Annotated in this window: 23 protein-coding genes; 15 read left to right on the plus strand and 8 right to left on the minus strand. The window is 74.1% G+C overall.

The genetic code is table 11. From position 1 onward, the window contains the following. Positions 1–140 precede the first annotated feature (140 nt). The 4 genes from ABZ923_RS17655 to ABZ923_RS17670 form a co-directional block, all read right to left on the minus strand. The gene (locus ABZ923_RS17655) at positions 141–590 is read right to left on the minus strand and encodes a peptidoglycan-binding protein (protein WP_361472040.1); all 450 of its coding nucleotides are present in this window, start codon (positions 588–590) and stop codon (positions 141–143) included. 166 nt (positions 591–756) lie between these two features. Next, the gene (locus ABZ923_RS17660) at positions 757–1359 is read right to left on the minus strand and encodes a hypothetical protein (RefSeq protein WP_361472043.1); all 603 of its coding nucleotides are present in this window, start codon (positions 1357–1359) and stop codon (positions 757–759) included. A 186-nt stretch (positions 1360–1545) separates the two neighbouring features. Further along, positions 1546–2283, minus strand: a complete 738-nt coding sequence (locus ABZ923_RS17665) for a TIGR03943 family protein (protein ID WP_361472046.1) — start codon at positions 2281–2283, stop codon at positions 1546–1548. Next, positions 2280–3305: a permease gene (locus ABZ923_RS17670; RefSeq protein WP_361472049.1), complete on the minus strand. Its 1026-nt coding sequence runs from the start codon at positions 3303–3305 to the stop codon at positions 2280–2282. The genes ABZ923_RS17665 and ABZ923_RS17670 overlap by 4 nt, the downstream gene beginning before the upstream one ends. 195 nt (positions 3306–3500) lie before the next feature. On the opposite strand from ABZ923_RS17670, the gene ABZ923_RS17675 reads away from it, so the two are divergent. The 4 genes from ABZ923_RS17675 (at position 3501) to ABZ923_RS17690 (ending at position 6348) form a co-directional block, all read left to right on the plus strand. Continuing rightward, the gene (locus ABZ923_RS17675) at positions 3501–4316 is read left to right on the plus strand and encodes a serine hydrolase (protein ID WP_361472052.1); all 816 of its coding nucleotides are present in this window, start codon (positions 3501–3503) and stop codon (positions 4314–4316) included. 179 nt (positions 4317–4495) lie between these two features. Next, a complete protein-coding gene (locus ABZ923_RS17680) occupies positions 4496–4726 on the plus strand; it encodes a helix-turn-helix transcriptional regulator (RefSeq protein ID WP_361472055.1) in 231 nt (76 codons plus the stop codon). A gap of 76 nt (positions 4727–4802) precedes the next feature. After that, positions 4803–5216: an SRPBCC family protein gene (locus tag ABZ923_RS17685; RefSeq protein ID WP_361472058.1), complete on the plus strand. Its 414-nt coding sequence runs from the start codon at positions 4803–4805 to the stop codon at positions 5214–5216. Between the two features lies 1 nt (position 5217). Then, complete coding sequence (locus tag ABZ923_RS17690; protein ID WP_361472061.1) at positions 5218–6348, plus strand: class I mannose-6-phosphate isomerase; 1131 nt, start codon at positions 5218–5220, stop codon at positions 6346–6348. 34 nt (positions 6349–6382) lie between these two features. Here the strand turns inward: ABZ923_RS17690 and ABZ923_RS17695 are convergent, their stop codons facing one another. Next, positions 6383–7921, minus strand: a complete 1539-nt coding sequence (locus ABZ923_RS17695) for a hypothetical protein (protein ID WP_361472231.1) — start codon at positions 7919–7921, stop codon at positions 6383–6385. 261 nt (positions 7922–8182) lie between these two features. Between ABZ923_RS17695 and ABZ923_RS17700 the strand changes: the two genes are divergently transcribed. The 11 genes from ABZ923_RS17700 (at position 8183) to hypA (ending at position 17719) form a co-directional block, all read left to right on the plus strand. After that, positions 8183–9292, plus strand: coding sequence for an FUSC family protein (locus ABZ923_RS17700; protein WP_361472064.1), 1110 nt, complete (start codon positions 8183–8185; stop codon positions 9290–9292). Continuing rightward, complete coding sequence (locus ABZ923_RS17705; RefSeq protein WP_361472067.1) at positions 9289–10518, plus strand: PP2C family protein-serine/threonine phosphatase; 1230 nt, start codon at positions 9289–9291, stop codon at positions 10516–10518. Before ABZ923_RS17700 ends, ABZ923_RS17705 begins: the two co-directional genes overlap by 4 nt. Before the next feature lie 99 nt (positions 10519–10617). Continuing rightward, positions 10618–11196 carry a hypothetical protein gene (locus ABZ923_RS17710; RefSeq protein WP_361472070.1) on the plus strand — a complete coding sequence of 193 codons (579 nt, stop codon included), beginning with the start codon at positions 10618–10620 and terminating at the stop codon, positions 11194–11196. Positions 11197–11370: 174 nt separating this feature from the next. Next, positions 11371–12837, plus strand: coding sequence for a hypothetical protein (locus tag ABZ923_RS17715; protein WP_361472073.1), 1467 nt, complete (start codon positions 11371–11373; stop codon positions 12835–12837). After that, positions 12834–13922: a hydrogenase expression protein HypE gene (locus ABZ923_RS17720; protein ID WP_361472075.1), complete on the plus strand. Its 1089-nt coding sequence runs from the start codon at positions 12834–12836 to the stop codon at positions 13920–13922. The genes ABZ923_RS17715 and ABZ923_RS17720 overlap by 4 nt, the downstream gene beginning before the upstream one ends. Positions 13923–13985: 63 nt before the next feature. Continuing rightward, positions 13986–15779, plus strand: a complete 1794-nt coding sequence (locus tag ABZ923_RS17725) for a nickel-dependent hydrogenase large subunit (RefSeq protein ID WP_361472077.1) — start codon at positions 13986–13988, stop codon at positions 15777–15779. After that, positions 15772–16323 (plus strand): NifU family protein, encoded by a 552-nt coding sequence (locus tag ABZ923_RS17730; protein ID WP_361472080.1) that lies wholly within the window; start codon positions 15772–15774, stop codon positions 16321–16323. The genes ABZ923_RS17725 and ABZ923_RS17730 overlap by 8 nt, the downstream gene beginning before the upstream one ends. After that, the gene (locus tag ABZ923_RS17735; RefSeq protein WP_361472083.1) at positions 16320–16916 is read left to right on the plus strand and encodes a DUF5947 family protein; all 597 of its coding nucleotides are present in this window, start codon (positions 16320–16322) and stop codon (positions 16914–16916) included. The genes ABZ923_RS17730 and ABZ923_RS17735 overlap by 4 nt, the downstream gene beginning before the upstream one ends. Before the next feature lie 20 nt (positions 16917–16936). Beyond that, on the plus strand, positions 16937–17143 hold the full coding sequence (locus tag ABZ923_RS17740) for a hypothetical protein (RefSeq protein ID WP_361472086.1): 207 nt from the start codon (positions 16937–16939) through the stop codon (positions 17141–17143). Positions 17144–17163: 20 nt separating this feature from the next. Next, positions 17164–17355, plus strand: coding sequence for a hypothetical protein (locus tag ABZ923_RS17745; RefSeq protein ID WP_361472233.1), 192 nt, complete (start codon positions 17164–17166; stop codon positions 17353–17355). A 7-nt stretch (positions 17356–17362) separates the two neighbouring features. Then, positions 17363–17719 carry a hydrogenase maturation nickel metallochaperone HypA gene (gene hypA, locus ABZ923_RS17750; RefSeq protein WP_361472088.1) on the plus strand — a complete coding sequence of 119 codons (357 nt, stop codon included), beginning with the start codon at positions 17363–17365 and terminating at the stop codon, positions 17717–17719. Between the two features lie 20 nt (positions 17720–17739). Here the strand turns inward: hypA and hypE are convergent, their stop codons facing one another. Genes hypE through ABZ923_RS17765 form a run of 3 tightly spaced genes read right to left on the minus strand, consistent with a single transcriptional unit; the run spans position 17740 to position 20247 of the window. After that, the gene (gene hypE, locus ABZ923_RS17755; RefSeq protein ID WP_361472091.1) at positions 17740–18822 is read right to left on the minus strand and encodes a hydrogenase expression/formation protein HypE; all 1083 of its coding nucleotides are present in this window, start codon (positions 18820–18822) and stop codon (positions 17740–17742) included. Next, positions 18815–19960 carry a hydrogenase formation protein HypD gene (gene hypD / locus ABZ923_RS17760; RefSeq protein WP_361472093.1) on the minus strand — a complete coding sequence of 382 codons (1146 nt, stop codon included), beginning with the start codon at positions 19958–19960 and terminating at the stop codon, positions 18815–18817. Before hypD ends, hypE begins: the two co-directional genes overlap by 8 nt. Beyond that, positions 19957–20247, minus strand: a complete 291-nt coding sequence (locus ABZ923_RS17765) for a HypC/HybG/HupF family hydrogenase formation chaperone (protein ID WP_361472096.1) — start codon at positions 20245–20247, stop codon at positions 19957–19959. Before ABZ923_RS17765 ends, hypD begins: the two co-directional genes overlap by 4 nt. Position 20248 lies beyond the last annotated feature (1 nt).

The following is a 20248-nucleotide window of genomic DNA, read 5'->3' on the forward strand; positions in this document are numbered from 1 at the left end:
CGCGCCATCATCCGCCCCGCGGCGGCACCCGCCGTGGGGGGGGGGGGGGGGGCGGGCGGGCCGGGCCCGTCGCCACCGGCGCGCCCAGCCCCCCGCCCCGCCCGCCCCCCCCGGGGCCGGGCGGACCGGGGCGCCGTGCCTCAGTGGGCGTTGGCGAACCGCTTGAACGCGGCCTTGGTGCCGGGGCCGGCGATGCCGTCGATGCCGCCGCGGTAGCCGTAACCGTCCTTCAGGAGCCGCTGGAGCGCCTTGATCGTGCCCTTGCCGACGACGCCGTCGATCGGGCCGGTGTAGCCCCAGTACTTCTTCAGGCAGCGCTGGAAGGCCTTCCAGCTGTTGGTGCCGAGCTTGCCGTCGATGGAACCGCGGTAGTTCCAGTACGTCTTCAGCCAGCGCTGGACCTTCTTCGCCTGGGTGGCGTTCAGCCCGAGGTTGTTCACCGCCTGCGGGGTGACGGCCTCGCTGACCGCCGCCGGCTGGGCCGCCGCGGGCGCGGCGAAGCTGGTGCCCGCCGCGGCCAGGCTGCCCGCGGCCAGCGCCACGGTCGTCGTGGCGGCGAGGAGGGTCCTGGTGAAGATGTTCGTCTGCATGTGTTTCCCCCTGGTTGACGAGTGCCTCACGGCACGGCACACAAGTTATGTGCCGGGGCTCGGCCCGTCGCCAACCCGGGAGTTGATCCCTGGCTCCACCGGCCGCGGTACGCGGGGCCGGTGTACAACCTGCGCGGTAGGTCCAGGGGGCGCACACCGCCGGCGCTCAGCCCCTGCCTCCGCTCAGGTTCCCCCACCGGGGTCCGATCTGCTTCCACTCCTCGTCCCACTCGGCCATGCGCCGCCGGATGAGCCGGCCGCGGACCAGCCATCCGGCGCCCCAGACCAGCGCGCCGGCCGCCGGGGCGACGAGGGCGCCGGTGAGCGCCGACTGCAGGTCGGCCGCCGCGCCGGTGACGGGGGCGGGGACGACCCGGTCCGACCGGTTCGCCCACACGGTGATCCGGGTTCCGGCGGGGGCTCCCGGGAAGACCTTCGCCCGGTCGGTGTGCACCGAGCCGTCCGCGTCCGTCCAGCGCACCGCGGCCCACACCCGCCCGTCGTCGTATCCGCTGCCCGCTGCCGGGGTGCGCGCCGCGTCGTCGGTGAGGACGGCGGCCACGGGGTGCACCTGGGCCAGCCGCGCCGTGAACGCCGACTCGGAGGTGCGGGCGGCCACGACGCCCGCGAAGACCCCGGCGATCAGGGCCAGCAGCCAGCCGGCGAGGACGATCCAGGCCTCGACGACGTCGCTGTGCCGCTTGAGCGGGTTGCGCCGCCACCGCCACAGCCGCACCGGGGTGACCGTCGTGGGAGGTGTCCGTGTCATCGTCACCGCCTCCTCTCGCACCGGCGGCCCGCAGCCGGAGCGGCCCCCCGCGGTCTCCCGGACCCGGTGTCCCGCGCGGGGGGTCATGACACCATCCTGCACCTCTCCCGGCCCGTCGTCCGCTGCGGAGCGGGGCTCGGGCCCCCGGCCCTGCCGGGAGCGTGCGGGAGGCGCGGCCGCCCGGCCCTAGGAGGGCGTGAGCGGCAGGTCGTCGGTGTAGGCGTTGACGGGCTGGGCGACGGGTGTGGCGTCCCGGACGTCGAGCGCCGCCTCCGCGGTGCCGGTGCCGAGGGTGCCGTGCGGGTGCCAGGTGCCGGTCACCGCCAGCCAGGTGTCGGCGGGCGGCGCCTCGGTGCCGTACATGCGGACCTTGACCGTCTGCGAGTCCGCCGCGCAACAGGTGAAGATGATGCGGGTCAGGTACCAGCCGCCGTCCTCGCCGGCCGGGGTGACGAAGCCCGTCAGCCGCACGGTGCGGTTCCCGACGGCCCGGCTGCGGTCCTGCTGGACCCGCTTGGTGAAGTCGGTGAGGGTCAGCGGCAGCGGCGAGGTCGCGGGCAGCGGGGCGAACCCCTTGTGCTGCACGGCGACGGGCTTGCTGTGGGCGCGGGCCGCGGTGTACGCGCCGAGCGCGGGCGGGGCGTACAGCAGCAGGCTGAGCGCGGGCAGGAACAGCAGCCAGGCGATGCGCGGGGTGCCGGTGTGGTCGTGGCCGTGCTCGTGCCCGGTGTCCCCGGAGCCGTGGTGCCGGTCCCGGACGGCCGCTCCCGCCAGGCCGAGCAGCAGCAGGACCAGCCCGGACGCGATGAGCAGCGGACGCAGTCCGGCCTTGACGTAGCGCAGGTAGGTGTCGGTGAACAGGGACGCGTGCAGCAGCCCGGTGCCGGTCAGTGCCAGGAGCAGGGTCTGGACGGGGCGTTTCACAGCAGCGCCCCTCCGGTCAGGGCGCTCGCGGCGATCGCCACGGCCGTGGTCGCCGCGGAGAACCGCCAGGCGAAGGCGCGGCCGAAGGTGCCCGCCTGAAGGGCGATCAGCTTCAGGTCGACCATCGGGCCGACCACCAGGAAGGCGAGCCGGGCGGTGGGTGAGAAGCCGGTGAGGGAGGCCGCGACGAAGGCGTCCGCCTCCGAGCAGACGGCCAGCACCACGGCGAGGCCGGCCAGGAAGAGCACCGAGAGCCAGGGCGAGCCGGAGAAGGTGTCGAGGACGGAGCGCGGCACGGTGACGTTGAAGGTGGCGGCGGCCATGGCGCCGAGCACCAGGAAGCCGCCGGCGTGCAGGAAGTCGTGCTGGAAGCCGAGCCGGAACTCGGTCCAGCGGCTGTGGCCGTGGTGGTGGCCGGTGTGCCGGTGGCGCAGCAGCGGGCGCAGCCATTCCTCCTTGCCGAGCCAGAGCCACAGCCAGCCCATGACGGCCGCCGTGGTGAGGGAGGCGAGCAGCCGGGCGGCGACCATCGCGGGGTTGCCGGGGAAGGCGACGGCGGTGGCCGTGAGCACGACGGGGTTGATCGCCGGTGCGGAGAGCAGGAAGGCGAAGGCGGCGGCCGGGGTGACGCCCCGGCGGATGAGGCTGCCGGCGACGGGGACGGAGGCGCACTCGCAGCCCGGCAGGATCGCGCCGGCGGCCCCGGCGACCGGTACGGCGAGGGCCGCCCGCTTCGGCAGCACCCTGGCGAACAGGTCGGCCGGCACGAACGCGTTGATCGCGCCGGACAGGGCGGTGCCGAGGAGCAGGAAGGGGAGCGCCTGGACGGTGATGGCCAGGCAGACGGTGCGCCAGGCCTGGACGGCCGGATCGTCGAGCCACCGGGTGCCGGCCGGCAGGAGCACGGCGGTGGCTGCTGCCGTGAGCACGAGGGCGGCGCCGAGCGGCCGGGGCCGGATGCGACGCACGGCCGGACCGAGGGGCACGGCCGCCGCACCCACCAGTTCATCCGATTTTTCCATGGTCACTCCGGATGTCGGTGTCCGGCCGACGATAAGCGAGGAGGGCGGCCCGGCCGCGCGTACACGCCGCCCCGGGGGCGAGCCGGGCCCCGGAATGTGCTCCATCGGTGGGTTTTCTCACAATCCGGGTGAATCGGGCTCGAAGGTGACCGGGGCCACGTCGCCGGACGCGTGCGGTGGCTACGTTCGTGACCCATGTCCTCCCGCCCCTCCCGCACCGCACGGACCAAGGCCGGCGCCCTGCTGGCCTCGGCAGCGGCCCTGCTCTCCGCCGGCCTCCTGCACCCGGCCCCGGCCATGGCCGCCGGCACCGCACCCTCCGGACACTCCGCGCACGCCACGGCGGCCGTACTCGACCTGGACGGCGCCGGCGGCACCCCCGTGCTGCACGGCGAGGACCGGGCGTACGACACCGCCAGCATCGTCAAGGTCGACATCCTCGCGGCGCTGCTGCTCCGGGCGCAGGACGCGGGACGGCAGCTCACCGCACAGGAAAGGAAGCGCGCCGAGCCGATGATCCGGCGCAGCGACAACGCGGCGACGAACGCGCTGTGGCGGCAGATCGGCCGGGCCCCCGGGCTGGCGGCGGCCAACAAGCGGCTGGGGCTGACCTCGACGACGGGCGGCCCGGGCGGCAAGTGGGGCCTGACCCGGACCACCGCGAGCGACCAGATACGGCTGCTGCGGGCGGTGTTCGGCGCCGGGGGCGCGGTGCGTGCGGGCTCCGGCGGGCTCGACGCGCGGTCCCGCGCCTATATCCGCACCCTGATGGGCCAGGTCGTACCCGAGCAGCGCTGGGGCGTCTCCGCGGCCGGCACCGAGGACGCCGGGCAGGCCCTGAAGAACGGCTGGCTGGAGCGGAACACCACGGGCCTGTGGGACGTCAACAGCGTCGGCCGGGTCACGGTCAAGGGGCACCGGTACCTCGTGGCGGTCCTGTCGGACGGCAGCGCATCCATGGACGACGGCGTGTCCCTGGTGGAACGGACGGCCCGCGCGGCCGTGTCCTGAGGGAGGCGGCCCGGCCGGCGGGCCACCGGAGCCCACTGGTTCGAACCAGTCGCCGGTTCCCTGTGACACGCCTGTGACAGTCGGCGGACAGCTTCATGAAGTCCGGCGAGCAATCTGGTGGAACAAGGGCAAAGCGCCCCAAACGGACAGCCCCCAGCCGTTCCGCCGGAGGAATCACCATGAGCGCCATCCTCTCCCCGTCGCACGCCGAAGCCCCCGCCCCCGCGCTGGCTCCGCGCGAGCGGGAGACGCTCCGGCACATCGCCGCCGGCCGCACCTACCTGCAGACCGCCCGCCACATGGGACTGTCCACCCACACCGTGGACGCCTACCTGCGCCGCATCCGGGCCAAGTTCAACATCACCAACACCGCCGAGCTGACCCGCATGGCCATCGCCCTGGGCCTGTGACCGCCGCGGCTTTTCGGCCGCCGAGGAAGGGGCACGCGGTCGGGGTACGACTTCCGACCGGAGGAGCGGTACCGCGATGGCCGAGTACGAACGTTCCCGCACGATGCCCGCACAGCCCGAGCAGGTCTTCGACCAGGCGGCCAACACCGCCCAGCTCGACGCCTGGCTCCCGGGCGAACTGCACGTAGACGTCCAGGAGCCGCCCGCCGTGACCGTCCACGAGGACCGTTCCGGCGAGGACATGCCGGCCCTGCTGCGCTCGGAACCGGACCAGATGCGCCTGGAGTGGGGCACCCGCGAGCAGGGCAGTTACGCCGGCTGGCTCCAGGTGGCCGGCATCGGCAGCGGAGCCAGCGAGGTGACCGTGCACCTGTCCTTCTTCGAGGACAGCCACGATCCGGGCGAGCAGGCGGTGTGCGACGCCCTCGACGACAGCCTGAGCCGGCTGGAGGAACAGGTGCGGCTGCGGGTGGACAACCCGGCCGGCTGACATGGCTCACCCGGTGGACTGGTCCCCGCTGCGTCTGAGCACCCCCGTCAAACAGCACGTCTTCGGCGGCCGGGCCCTCGCCGACCGGCTGGGCCGGACCGGACTGCCGGACGGCCCCGTCGCCGAGACCTGGGAGGTCAGCGACGTCGACGGCGAGGGCGCCACGGTGACCGAGGGCCCGCTGGCCGGGCGGTCGCTGCGGGAGCTGATGACGGCGGACCCCGGCGGGCTGGTCGGGGACCGCCCGCACGGGGCGCGCTTCCCGCTGCTCACCAAGTTCATCGACGGCCACCGGGCCCTGCCCGTGCACCTGCACGCCGACGACGCCACCGCCCGCCGCCTGGAGGGCGAGCCCAACGGCAAGACCGAGGCATGGCACGTGCTGGACGCCGTACCCGGCGCCACCGCGCTGGTCGGGGTGCGGCCCGGCGTCGACCGGGAGCGACTGCGCCGGGCACTGCCGGCGCAGGACTTCGACGCGGTACTGCGCCGGCTGCCGGTGCGCGCCGGGCAGACGGTGTACGTGCCCGGCGGAACCCTGCACAGCTTCGGGCCCGGCACCCTGGTGTACGAGATCGAGCAGACCTCCGACATCCAGCAGCACGCCATGCCGTGGCGGATGGAGGACGGCGCGCCGCTGGACGAGCGGGAACGCGAGGCGGACATCGAGCGGCTGCTGGCCGAGTGGCGGCCGGAGCCGCGCCCGCAGTTCCAGCCCGGCCTGAGTGTCCCGGCCGGGGACACGGTGGTGCGCACGGTGCTGTGCGCGGGGCCCTACTTCGCCCTGGAACGGTGGACCGCCGGCGGCGGCGCCCGCATCACCCGCTCGTTCGCCACGGCGCAGGTGCTCAGCAACGCCGGCGGCCCGGTGACCGTCGACTGCGACGGCTGGACCGGCCGGCTCGACCGGGCCCGGACGCTGCTGCTGCCCGCCGCGCTCGGGGAGGTGCGGGTGACCGGGCCCGCGGATGTCCTGTTCGGCTACGTCCCCGGGCTGGAGGCCGACATCCGGGCCCCGCTCGCGGCCGCCGGGCACGGGCCGGCCGCGATCGCCGCGCTCGGCGAGGGGCTCCGGGCGCGCGGGTCCGCGCGGGACGGCAGGGGTTCGGACGCCGGTCGGCACCTGCGGTGACAGCTGCTTGAGACGCCTAGCGGGCGGCCGCCGGTCAGGAGCCGGAACCCAGCCGCTGGGTCGAGTAGGCGCACTCGGTGTAGAGGTAGCCGGACCTGAGCTTGGCGGTGTCCGAGGCCGGGGTCGCGGTGCTGTCGCCGTTCGGCTTGTGCACGAAGTAGGTGGTGCCGACGGGCAGGCTGATGGTGCGCTGCGGGTAGTGCCTGCTGCTGTCGCTGCAGGGCTTGAAGGTCTTGAACACCGTGTCCGCGAACGTGTACACCTTGCAGCCGCCGCAGCCCTTGAGGGTGAAGCTGCCGGTGACCGGGCCGGTGTACAGGACGGTGATGTCGTCCGGGCTGTCGTTCTTGACCGTGACGGAGATGCTCCCGCCGGAGGCCGTGGTGGGCAGTTTCCGGCCGGCCGCGGGAAGCGTCCGGGCGACCTCGGCGGCTATGGCGATCTTCTCGGCGCGGGCCCGGTTCCGGTCGTGCCGGTGGTCCGCGGCGAACTGCTCCATGGTCTTCTGTGCCGCCGCGAACTCGCCGTCCTTGTACTGGTCGACACCGCACGCGTACGTGCCCGAGTCGCCGCTGCTGCCGGCCCGGCTCGCGGTCCTCGCCAGCCCGCCGTCCGTGTCCCGGGCGGAACCGGCCAGGTCGCCGATCCGGGTGTCGAGGTCGCGCAACCGCTCGACGGCCGTGCAGGGGTCGTCGCCGTCGACGGCCTTCTCCTGCTTCCGCACCGCCGCGTCGACGGCGGGCGCCACCTTGGCCGCCGCCCCGGACCGCGGGAAGGTGTCCAGCAGGTCGCCGAAGCGGCTCACCCAGTCCACCTCGCCGGCCGCCAGGGACTGCTCCCCGCACCCGTACAGGGCGTTCGCGAGCCGGTCGTCGGGCCAGCCGGCCAGCGAGCCGAGCTGTTCCTCGGGCATCGTGTCCGGCAGGGTGCGCAGGTACTTCAGCGGCTCCACGGCGTCGCAGTACCGGCCGTGTCCGTAGGCCGCGCCGACGGTGGTGTAGTAGGTGCGCAAGCTGTCGGGGACCCTGCGTGCGGCGCGGGACCCGGAGTGGTGCACGGCGATGTCGCGGTAGACGTCCAGGGCGCTGCGGTAGTCCGGTGCGGCGGAGCCGAAGGACCGCCGGCCGCTCTCGGCCACCAGGTCGTCGGCGCGCTCCAGGCGGCCGAGCAGCGCCTGCTCCACGGCTTCCGCGTGGGCGTCCCGGTACCAGAGGGCACCGCCGGCGGGTACGGCGAGCAGCAGTACGCCCAGCAGGAGCGCGAGCGGCGCCCGGCCGGGCCAGGTGAGCCGGGTGCGCAGACCGGCGAGTCCGCCGTGGACGGCAGCCGCCAGCAGGAGTACGGCGTAGCCGGCGAGCGCGGCCCCCGGGACGCCGTCGGCGTCGGCGGGGAGCGCCGCGAGCAGCAGCGCGGCGGTCGCCGCCCAGCAGGCCGCGGCCGGCACCCAGCGGCGCAGGAGCACGTAGCCGAGGCCGAGACCGCTCAGGTTGAGCAGGGCGGTCGCGGCGGCCCGCCGGGCGTCCGGCGGCTCGGGCGGCGGGCCCGCGGGCCGGGGCGGCGCGCCCGCCGGCATGGGCGGCGGCGGTCCGCCGTACCCCTGGTTCGGACCGTACGGACCTCCGGACATGATGGCTCCCCCCGGTCAACTGCGGCCGCATGTCTGCGGATCCGCAGTGTACGGGCGCGGGCGTGAACCCGACAGAGGCCCGAAAGCGGGCCCTTTCCTACACGACCCTTATTTGCCTCATGCCCTATTTGTCTGATTATCCTGGGCGGCCTTGCCGGGCCGGCCGAGCGGCCCGCGGATCCCGACGAGGAAGGGGGCGAGCACGGCATGCGCGGCGCACGGTGGTCCGCTCTGCCGGCACGGACGAGATGCTTCGGCCGCACCCACTGCGCCGAGGCCGCCCGGGCGACCGTGGCAGCCGGGCTGACGTGGCAGACCTGCACGGCACTGCTGCACACACCCGACCCGTACGCGGGCGCCGTCGCCGCGCTGCTCATCGTCGAGACGACGGTGGTGCGCACGGTCTCCGCCGCCCTGCGGTACGGCGCGGGCTGTCTGCTCGGCGTTCTCATCGCCGTCCCCGGCGCCCTGTACGCCCGGCCCGGCATGGCGGGTCTGGTCCTGGTCGTCTTCGTCTCCGTGCTGTTCGCCCGGCGCGGGTTCCTCGGGCACCACGGCATCCACGTGCCGACGACCGCGCTGATCACGTTCGCCCTGGTCCGGGACCGGCACCCCGGCGAGCTGCTCTCCCACCTGGCGGAGATCGTGCTCGGCATCGCCTTCGGCCTGGCGTGCAGCGCTCTGCTGCTCCCCGCCGTGCGGGTGCGGTCCGCCGAGCGGGCGCTGGAGGAGCTGCGGGAGCTGGTGGCCCGGTACCTCGACGGTCTGGCCGACACGGTCGTGGGCCGCGGGCGGCCGCGGGACGTGCTCGGCCCCGCCTGGGAGCAGGACCTCGACCGGGCCCTGGAGCGCGCCCGCACGGCCGTGGACGAGGCGCACGAGAGCGTGCGGTGGAACCCGCGGCCGGCCGCCCGGCGGCGCCGCTGGCACCTGGACCGCCGGGTGCTGCGGACCCTGGCCGAGGTGGCACGCGAACTGACGGCCACGGGCCGGCTCCTCGACGCGCACCCGGAGGCGGCCGGTACCTCCGGTCCCGGCACCGCCTTCGCCCAGCCGTACGCCCGGCTGCTGCGCACCACCGCGCTGTGCGCCTACTCCTGCCGGGGCGGCCGACCGCACCCCGCCCTGCCCGCGACCCGGCGGGCCCTCACCCGGCTCGGCACCGCCCGCTGCACTCCCCCGGCCGCCGGCGCCGAGGCCGGCCGCCTGCTCCGGCACCTGGAGTCGGCCCTGTCCTGCCTGTCGGCACCGGCGCCCGCCCCGCCCGTCCGCACCCGCCGGGCACCCAGTCCGCTACGGCCCCCCTCGCGACGATGACCCACACCACTGCTCCGCACACCGCCCCCCGCCCCCGCACCCCCGCGCCCGCCGACCCCCGGCGCCCGGCCCGGACCCTGGTCCGCCGCCTGACCCGGTCCCGCGCTCTGCTCGCGGCGGCCCCCGTCGCCCTGATGACGGTCGTCGCCCTGACCGATCTGCTCACCCCCGACTGGCTGCACGTGTCACCGGTGATGGTCGCCGTGCCCGTGCTGGCCTCGGTGCTGCTCCCGCTGTGGGCCACGGCGTCCCTGGGCTGTGCCGCGCCGGCCGTGACCGCCCTGCTCCAGGCGGACGCCGGGCAGTACGGGCGTCCGGACTCGGACGTCGTGCTGTTCAGCCTGTTCGTGGTCGGCCTGACCTCGATGGCCGCCTGTGGCCTGCGCGGGCGGCGGGAACGCCAGTTGCAGCAGGTCCGCTCGGTGGCGGAGACGGCACAGCGGGCGCTGATGCACCCCCTCCCCCACCGGATCGGTTCGCTGGCCCTGCGCGGGGTGTACCTGCCGGCCGAGTCGGAGGCGAGGATCGGCGGCGACTTCTACGAGGCGCTGCCGACGCCGTACGGCACCCGGATCCTGGTCGGCGACGTCCGGGGCAAGGGGCTGCCGGCCGTCGGGGCCTCCGCCGCCCTGCTCGGCGCCTTCCGTGAACTCGCCTACCGTGAGCGGTCGTTGACGAGGGTCGCCGAGCGGCTGGACGAGCGGGCCCGGCGGCACATCGCCGCCGTCGACGGCATCCTGGAGGACGGCCGGACGGACGGCGCGCTGTTCGCGGAGCGGTTCGCGACCGCGCTGCTGGTGGAGTTCCCGCCCGGGGAGCCCGTGGCCCGCCTCGTGCACTGCGGGCACCCCGAGCCGTTCCTCGTGCACGCCGGGCGGGTGCGGGGCCTGCTTCTCGACCGGCCCGGAGCCCCGCTCGGACTCGGCGACCTGCTGGACACGGCACCGCCGGTCCAGACCCTGCCGTTCGGCCCGGGCGACCGGCTGCTGCTGTACACCGACGGGTTCATCGAGGCCCGGGACCGGCGCGGCCGATTCCTCGACCTGACCGCCCACGTCGAGGCGCACGCCGGCCGGCCCCTGGAGGCGATGGTGGCCGCCCTGCGCCGAGACCTCGTCCGCCATGTGCACGGCGACCTGGGCGACGACGCGGCGCTGGTGGCGCTGGAGCGGCTGCCCGGACACCCGGACTCCGCACGCCCCGAGCCCCGGCACCCCGGCCGGTGAACGGTCCCCTTTCGGCCCCCTTCTCCCGTCCGCGCCCGGGCCGGGCACCGGGTCGCCGATGATGGGCGGGACGCAGCCGGCGAGGGTGGGGAGGCGGCCGTGGGGTGGACGAGCGAGGAGTTCGGGGCGGCCCACGAGGGCATCGTGGGGGCCGTCCTGGCCGACGGCAGTGAGCCGGAGCCCGCGTACTTCGACCTCGGCAGCGGCACCGAGACGTACCGGACCAGCGAGTGGTGGGCGTACGACGGCGGCCTGAGCCGGCCGCGGGCGGCGGCCGTGCGGGCCGCGTGCAGCTGCGGCTGGCGCGGGCCGAGCACCCCCCTCCCCCGGAACGAGCCGGCCGACGACGGCCCGGACGAGCTGGACGTCTCCCGGCAGCGCCGGGACTGGAGCGAGCACATCCGCGCGGTCGAGCGGCGGACGGTGCCCCTGCCGGACGACCTGACCCAGCTGCTGGACGCCCTGGAGGACAAGCTGTTCGCGCTGGCCGAGGACGCGCCGGCCGCCGCGCTGCGGGCCGTCGCCGCGCTGGACCGGCTCATCCGGCGGGCCGGCCGGGAGGCGGCCGGCCTGATCGAGGAGGACGGCGTCCAGCGGTGGGACGACCTCGGCCGGGCCCTCGGCCTCGACGCCGGCCGGGCCCGGTCCCTGGTCACCCGGTACCTCCTGCTCCGCTGAGCCCTGCCGGCCACGGGACCGCGCCGGGCGCCCGGCGGACCGGCACCTCCGTACGCCCGAACCGTCGCACCGTTCCACTGTCCGGCCCAATGACGGTGCGTCTGAGGGGCGGGCGAGCGCTACCGGTGTGACCGTGGGGAGAGCACCCGCGGTCACGAGTGGCGAGGAGAGAGCATGGCGAACGGAGTCGGCGAGGGCTGTGCGCAGCTGAGTGCCGTGGCGGACGCCGTCCTCTACGAGGGGTACCTGCTGTATCCCTACCGCCGGTCCTCGGCGAAGAACCGGGTCCGCTGGCAGTTCGGGGTGCTGCTGCCCCGCGACTGGGTGGAGCGGGACGCACCGGTCACGCCCGGCGTCTCCGGCTCCGCCGACTCCTGGTACCAGCGGACCGAGTGCCTGCTGCGGGTGTGCCGCGCCGACGCCGCCGTACGCGTGCGGGTGCGGTACCTGCAGCTCCAGCGCAAGCAGGTGGAGGAAGCGGACGGGAACGGCGGGCACCGCCCGGTCGAGTCGCTGCGCACCGCCGACGGGGTCACCCACCTGTCGTTCGAGGAGGCGGTGCCCCGCGAGACCGAGCTGGTGCTGCCGCTGGCGGAGCTGCTGCGGGGAGGGCGGGCCGCCGCCGTGGGCGCGCCGGCCGGCACGGAGTACGAGCCGCTGCCCCAGGGCGCGGGGCGTACCGTGCGGCGGCGCGGCGAAGTGCGGGCGGAGACGACGGTCGTGGCCGAGCCGCTCGGGCCGGAGCTGTACCGGCTGCGGGTGCGCACCGAGAACACGGCCGGCGCGGCCGACCCGCGGGCCTCGCGCGGTGCGGTGCTCGGGCAGGCGCTCCTCGCCACGCACACCCTCCTCGCCGCCGACGGGGCCGAGTTCGTGTCGCTGATCGACCCGCCCGCCGGCCTCGCCGAACAGGCGCGCGGCTGCCGCAACGCGTTCACGTTCCCGGTGCTGGGCGGGCCACCGCCGCAGCCGGCGAGCGACGACGGCGCGACGGGTGCGTTCCTGCTCTCCGCGCCGATCATCCTCCCGGACCACCCGCAGGTGGCCCCGGAGAGCCCGGGCGACCTGCACGACGCGGCGGAGATCGACGAGATCCTCACGCTGCGCACGATGCTGCTGACCGACGAGGAGAAGGCCGAGGCCCGGGCCACCGACCCGCGGGCCGCGCGGATCCTCGACCGGGTGGACACCATGCCCCCGGAGGTCTTCTCCCGGCTGCACGGCGCCATCCGCTCCCTGACCCCGGCCCAGCGCCCGGCCGCCGGGCGGCCCGCCTGGTGGCGGGAGGGCGGGGACGACGGGCTCTCCCCGGCCACGGACACCGTCCTGGTGGACGGGGTGCCCGTGGGCGGCGGCAGCCGGGTGCGGCTGTGTCCGCGCGGCCGGGGCGCCGACGCCCAGGACATGTTCCTGGACGGGCGGACCGCACAGGTGGCCGCGGTCTTCCACGACGTGGACGGCAGCGTCCACCTGGCCGTCACCGTGGACGACGATCCCGCCGCCGAACTGCACGACTGGTACGGCCGGTTCCACTACTTCCGCCCCGACGAGGTGGCACCGCTCGACCGGGCCGAGTGCGCCGCGTCGGCCGCCGCCCACGACCCACTCCGAGACCGGCTGCAACGGAGGCCGCAGACATGACCACACAGAGCGGTACCACGGAAGTCCAGGGTGAGCCCAGCAGGGCCGAGGCCCGGGAGGGCTTCGACGAGATCACCATCCTGTGGATCTCGGAGGGCATGAGCTGCGACGGCGACACCGTCTCCCTCACCGCGGCCGGCCAGCCCTCCATCGAGGACGTCGTGCTCGGTCTGATCCCGGGCCTGCCGAGGGTGAACCTGGTCAACAAGGTGCTGTCGCCGAGCCTCGGCGGGGAGGACTTCCTGGCCCCGTACCGGGCGGCGGCCCGCGGTGAGCTGGAGCCGTTCATCCTGGTCATCGAGGGCTCGATCCCGAACCAGAACATCATCGAGGGCGACGGCTACTGGACGTCGTTCGGCAACCACCCGGACACCGGTGAGCCGCAGACACTGAACGAGTGGATCGACGACCTCGCGCCCCGTGCCTGGGCGGTGGTCGCGGCCGGTACCTGCGCGACGTTCGGCGGCATCCACGCCATGGCCGGCAACCCGACCGGCTGCATGGGCCTGGCGGACTACCTCGGCTGGGACTTCAAGGCCCGTTCGGGGCTGCCGGTCGTCAACGTGCCGGGCTGTCCGATCCAGCCGGAGAACTTCATGGAGACCCTGGTCTGGGTGCTCCAGCACGCGGCCGGTGCCGCTCCCCCGCCGCCGCTGGACCACATGCTGCGTCCGCAGTGGCTGTTCGGGAAGACCGTCCACGAGGGCTGCGACCGGGCCGCGTACTACGAGCAGGCCGACTTCGCGCGGGACTACAACTCCCCCAAGTGCCAGGTCAAGGTGGGCTGCTGGGGCCCGGTCGTCAACTGCAACGTGCCCAAGCGCGGCTGGATGGCCGGCATCGGCGGCTGCCCGAACGTCGGCGGCATCTGCATCGGCTGCACGATGCCGAGCTTCCCGGACGCCTTCATGCCGTTCATGGACGAACCCCCGGGCGGCACGCTGTCGTCGATGGTGATCCGGCCGTACGGGGCGGTCATGCGCCGGCTGCGCGGTCTGACCAACGACATGGTGAACCACGAGCCCAAGTGGCGCCACAACAAGCGCAAGCTGACCAGCGGTTACAACCCGCACTGGCGTGCCTGACGCCGTCCGTCCCCATCCCGCCACCGATCCGATCGACCCGAACAGCGAGGGGCAGCACCGCAGATGACCACCACCGAGTCCCGGCCCACAGAACGCAAACCCGCCCAGCTCGTCGACATGTCCTGGGACCCCATCACCCGGATCATCGGCAACCTGGGCATCTACACGAAGATCGACTTCGCCAACCGGGAAGTCGTGGAGTGCCACAGCACCTCGTCGCTGTTCCGCGGCTACTCGGTGTTCATGAAGGGCAAGGACCCGCGGGACGCCGGGTTCATCACCTCGCGGATCTGCGGCATCTGCGGCGACAACCACACCACCTGCTCCAACTACGCCCAGCAGATGGCCTACGGCGTCAAGCCGCCGAAGCTGGCCGAGCACATCACCAACCTCGGCGAGGCGGCGGAGTACATCTTCGACCACACGATCTTCCAGGACAACCTGGTCTTCGTGGACTTCTGCGAGGCGATGGTCAAGGCCACCAACCCGGGTGTCCTGGCCCGCGCCGAGCGCACCGACGCACCCCGCGGGGACATCCACGGCTACCGGACCATCGCCGAGATCATGAAGGCCTTCAACCCCTTCGAGGGCGAGGTCTACAAGGAGGCGCTGAAGGTCAGCCGGATCACCCGGGAGATGTTCTGCCTGATGGAGGGGCGGCACGTGCACCCCTCCACGCTGTACCCGGGCGGGGTCGGCACGATGCCGCAGCCGAACACCTTCACCGACTACCTCAGCCGCCTGCTGCGCGTCATCGACTTCATCAAGAAGGCGGTGGCGATGAACGACGACGTCTTCGACTTCTTCTACGACGCCCTGCCCGGCTACGAGGAGGTCGGCAAGCGCCGCATCCTGCTGGGCTGCTGGGGCGCCTTCCAGAACCCGGACGTCGTCGACTACCGCTACGCGACGATGAACGAGTGGGGCCGGGCGATGTACGTCACGCCGGGCATCATCGTGGACGGGCAGCTCGTCACCAACAACCTCGTCGACATCAACCTCGGCCTGCGCATCATGCTGGGCAGCTCGTTCTACGAGGACTGGGTCAACGAGGAGCCGTTCGTCACCCACGACCCGCTCGGCAACCCCGTCGACATGCGGCACCCGTGGAACCAGACCACCGTGCCGGTGCCGCAGAAGCGGGACTTCGAGGGCAACTACAGCTGGGTGATGAGCCCCCGCTGGCACCACCCGGGGACGGGTGAGTACCTCGCCCTGGACACCGGCGGCGGCCCCCTGGCCCGGCTCTGGTCGACCGCGCTGAGCGGCCTCGTCGACACGCCGTACGTCAAGGCCACCGGCGGCGGCATCCGCATCACCCTCCCGAGGGGCGAGAAGCTGCCGGAGACGACCCTGGAGTGGCGCATCCCGAAGTGGAGCAACACCCTCGAACGGGACCGCGCCCGGCCGTACTTCATCGCCTACGCCGCCGCCATGGCGCTGCAGTTCCTGGACGAGGCGATGGGGATGCTGCGCAACGGCGACACCAAGGTGTACGAGAACTTCGAGGTGCCCGACGAGTCGATCGGCTGCGGCTTCCACGAGGCGGTGCGCGGTGTCCTCTCGCACCACCTGGTGATCCGGGACAAGAAGATCGCCAACTACCACCCGTACCCGCCCACCCCGTGGAACGCCAGCCCCCGTGACATCTACGGCACCCCGGGCCCGTACGAGGACGCCGTGCAGGGCCAGCCGATCTTCGAGGAGAACGGGCCCGACGACTTCAAGGGCGTCGACATCATGCGCACCGTCCGCAGCTTCGACCCCTGTCTGCCGTGCGGCGTCCACATGTACATGGGCAAGGGCAAGACCCTGACCACCGTGCACTCGCCGACGTACGGAGCCAACCATGGCTGACACCGCCGTACGGCTGCCGGACCCGGCGGTGGAGGCGCGCCTGGCCCGGCTCGACGAGGTGCTGGCCGGCCTGGAGACCACGCCCGGCCCGGCGCTGGAGGCGGTGCGGCTGCTGACCGAGGTCTACGGCGAGGCCCTCGCCCGCGTGCTGGACCTCGCCGAGCAGCCCCTGCGGGAGCGGCTGGCCGAGGACGAGCTGCTCGGGCATCTGCTGGTCCTGCACGACATCCATCCGGAGCCGCCCGAGCGCCGGGCCGCCCGCGCGGTGGAGAAGCTGCGGCCCGCGGTGCGCGAGCGCGGCGGCGACCTGGAATGGGCCGGCGTCGACGGGCGGGTGGCCCGGGTGCGGCTGAGCACCGGCGGCGGCTGCGGTTCGGGCTGCGGCGGTGGTTCGGCCGACCCGCTGGAGGCCGTGCGGGCCGCGGTCCTGGCGGTGGCGCCGGAGCTGGAGTCGGTCGAGCCGGTCGCCGCGGAGCGCCGGCCGGCCCCCGCGTTCGTACCGCTCAGCACGATCAAGCGCCGCCTGCCCCAGGAGGCGCGGTGACCGTGCACGGCGCGCTCGCCCGGGTGATCCGCTCCGCCGCCGACCGGGCGGTGCGCGACGAGGCCGAGGTGTGCGAGCTGTGCGCCGCCCGCGTGGCCGCGGAACACGCCCATCTGTACGACACCAGGGCCGCCGAGGTGCGGTGCGTGTGCGGGCCGTGCTCGGTGCTGTTCGCCGACGGCGGGGCGGGCGAGGCCCGGTACCGGCTCGTGCCCCGGCGCCGGCTGCGGCTGCCGCCCGTCGACACCGGCGTGCTGGGCGTCCCGGTGGGGCTGGTGTTCTTCGTGCCGCGCTCCGACGGCACGGTGACCGCGCAGGGCCCGAGCCCGGCCGGGGCCATGCGGTGGGAGGTGGACGCGGCGGCCTGGCAGCGGCTGGCCGCCGCCGTTCCGCAGCTCGCCGCCATGACCCCCGACGTCGAGGCGCTGCTGGTGAACACCGTGCGCGGACTCGACGCACACTGGATCGTGCCGGTCGACGACTGCTACCGGATGATCGCCCTGGTCCGCCGCGAGTGGCGGGGCCTGTCCGGTGGCGGCCGGGTCTGGCCGGCCGTAGAACAGTTCTTCGAGGAGCTGACCGAGCGGTCGTGAGGACCGGAAGGAGACCTCAGATGGGCAGCATCCGAGTGGGCCGCCCCCAGGCGAAGCCCGACACGCCGAGCCACGTGCGCGGACTGCACCAGGGCAACAGGGGCCCCTACAAGCAGCAGCAAGGACACCACCCGGACGGCAGCTCCGACGCGCGCCGCTCCACCGGTATCCACTGGAAACGGCATGACGCCCTGGTGAAGGACATGCCGAACATCTCGCCGGGATGAGGGAGCAGAAAGTGACCGTCATGAACATGGGCATGAGGAGACGAAGGACCGTACGGCAGGGGATCTCGGGACGGCAGCTGCTCGCGGCCCAGGCCGCGGTGGTCGGCAGCCTGGCCGCGGCCCTGTTCGTCAAGGAACTTCCGGGCATCGTGCGCGAGTTGCGGATCTACCGGATGACCGGGGGCCTGCGCGCGGGCCACCGGTACCCGTGAGGCCGGCGTGCACGAGCTGTCGATCGCGACCGCGATCGTGGAGCAGGCCGCGGAGATCGCCCGCGCGGACGGCGCGGACGGCGTGTCGTCGGTGACGGTCCGGGTCGGCGAGCTGGCCGGTGTCGTCCCGGACGCGCTGCACTTCGCCTTCGAGGTGGCCCGCGACGGCACGGCCCTCGCCGGGGCCCGGCTGATCGTGGAGCAGGTGCCGGCGCGGGCCTGGTGCGGCGGGTGTGCCGAGGAGTTCGCGGTCGGCATGCCGCCGTTCTTCTGGTGCCCCGGCTGCGACCGGCCGTCGCAGGAGCTGCGCGGCGGCAGGGAGTTGGAGATCACGGGGGTGGCGCCGGCCCCGGCCCCGGCCTGACGGCGGGGCCGGGGGGCGGTTCAGCAGATCCGGGGCAGCTGCTCGCCGAGCGGCAGGTCCAGCACCCGGGTGCCGCCGAGTCCGGTGGCGACGACCACCATGCCCGGGTGGTCGGCCACGCACTCGCCGATGCGGGCCGCTCCGGCGCCCTGCGGGTGAGCGCGCATCGCCGCCAGGACGGCCTCGGCGTGCTCCGGGGGCACGAAGGCGACGAGCCGGCCCTCGTTGGCCACGTACAGCGGGTCGAGACCGAGGAAGCCGCAGGCGTTCGCGACCTCGTCGGGCACCGGGATCGCCCGCTCCCGCAGCAGGACGCCGGTGCCGGAGGCGCGGGCGATCTCGTTGAGGGAGGCGCCGAGGCCGCCCCGGGTGGGGTCGCGCAGCACGTGGAGGTCCGGGGTGACCGCCAGCATCGCCGCGACCAGGTCCGCGAGCGGCGCGGTGTCGGAGGTGATCTCCACGCCGAACTCCAGGCCCTCCCGCACGCTCATGACGGCCACGCCGTGCAGGCCGATCGGACCGCTGACGATGACGGCGTCGCCGGGCCGGGCGCGCTGCGGGCGGATGTCGACGCCCTCGGGGACGAGGCCGACGCCGGCGGTGGTGACGTAGACGCCGTCGCCGTGTCCGGACTCGACCACCTTGGTGTCGCCGGTGGCGATGGTGACGCCGGCCGCCTCGGCCGCCGCGCCGACGGCGCGCGCCACGCGCTCCACGACGGCAAGTTCCACGCCCTCCTCCAGGATGAAGGCGGTGGACAGGTACGCGGGCCGGGCGCCGCTCATCGCCAGGTCGTTGACGGTGCCGTTGACGGCGAGGTCGCCGACGCTGCCGCCGGGGAAGAACAGCGGCCGTACGACGTAGGAGTCGGTGGAGAAGGCCAGCCGGGCACCGCCGAGGCCGAGGACGGCCGAGTCGGTGAGGGCGGCCAGGGTGGGGTTGCCGTAGGCGGGGGTGAAGACCTGCTGGATCAGCTCCGCCGACAGGGCGCCGCCTCCGCCGTGGCCCATGACGACGACCGGCTGGTCGCGCAGGGGGGCGGGGCAGGTCCAGTTCGCGGGGTCGACGACCGCCTCGGGGGATTCGGTGGCGAGGTCAGCCAACGGGGTTCATCTCCTCGCGCGGGATCCGGGATCCCTGGGGTGCCGGGGTGTCGGTCATCCTGCGGTACAGGTAGTAGGCCGCGCAGGCGCCCTCGCTGGAGACCATGGTGGCGCCGAGCGGGGTGCGCGGGGTGCAGGTGGTGCCGAACGCCGCGCACTCGGTGGGTTTGATCAGGCCCTGCAGGACCTCGCCCGCGCGGCACTCGGCGGGTTCCTCGGTGCGGATGCCGGTGACGTCGAAGCGGTGCTCGGCGTCGTAGGCGCGGAAGGCGTCGGCGAGCCGCCAGCCGCTGCCCGGGATGCGGCCGATGCCGCGCCAGTTGCGGTCGGTGACCTCGAAGACCTCCTCGATCATGCGGACGGCCGCCAGGTTGCCCTCCTCCCGCACCGCGCGGGGGTAGGCGTTCTCCACCCGGTGCTCCCCGCGTTCCAGCTGGTGGACGGCGCGGCGGATGCCTTCGAGGATGTCCAGCGGTTCGAAGCCGGTGACGACGAGCGGGACGCGGTGCTTCTCGGCGAGGTCCGGGTACTCGGCGGTGCCCATCACGCTGCACACGTGCCCGGCGGCGAGGAAGCCCTGCACCCGGCAGGCGGGGGCGGTCATGATGGCCTCGATCGCCGGGGGGACCCGGACGTGGGAGACCAGCAGGCTGAAGTTGGCCAGGCCCAGCCGGCGGGCCTGGTGCACGGCCATGGCGTTGGCGGGGGCGGTCGTCTCGAAGCCGATGGCGAAGAACACCACCTGCCGGTCGGGGTGCTTGCGGGCCAGGTCCACGGCGTCCAGCGGCGAGTAGACCACCCGGACGTCACCGCCCTCGCCCTTGACCCGGAACAGGTCCCGGCCGGTGCCGGGCACCCGCAGCATGTCCCCGAAGGAACAGAAGATCACCTCGGGGCGCGCGGCGATCGCCAGGGCCTTGTCGATGACGTCGAGCGGGGTCACGCAGACCGGGCAGCCCGGGCCGTGGATCAACTCCACCTCTTCCGGGAGGAGTTGGTCGATGCCGTGACGGATGATGGAGTGGGTCTGGCCGCCGCAGACCTCCATCAGGGCCCAGGGCCGGGTGGCCGTGGCCCGGATCTCGTCCAGCAGCCGGCGCGCCAGTTCCGGGTCGTTGAACTCGTCGAGGTACTTCACCGGGCCTCACTTCCGCTCTCCTGCCGTGCCGCCTGCTGCCAGGCGTCGCCGAACTCCTCCTCCAGCAGCCCGAGTTGCCCGAACAGCTCCAGGGAGGCCCGGGCCGACTCCTCGTCCAGGCGCTGCAGCGCGAAGCCGACGTGGACGATGACGTACTCGCCCACCTGGATGTCGGGGAGGTACTCCAGGCAGGCCTGTTTGCGTACGCCGCCGAAGTCGATCAGGCCGGTGAGCGGGTCGGCGCGGTGGTCGATGGACACCACCTTGCCGGGCACTGCCAGACACATG

The sequence above is a fragment of the Streptomyces sp. NPDC046881 genome (genome assembly GCF_040645015.1).
Lineage (GTDB): Bacteria > Actinomycetota > Actinomycetes > Streptomycetales > Streptomycetaceae > Streptomyces.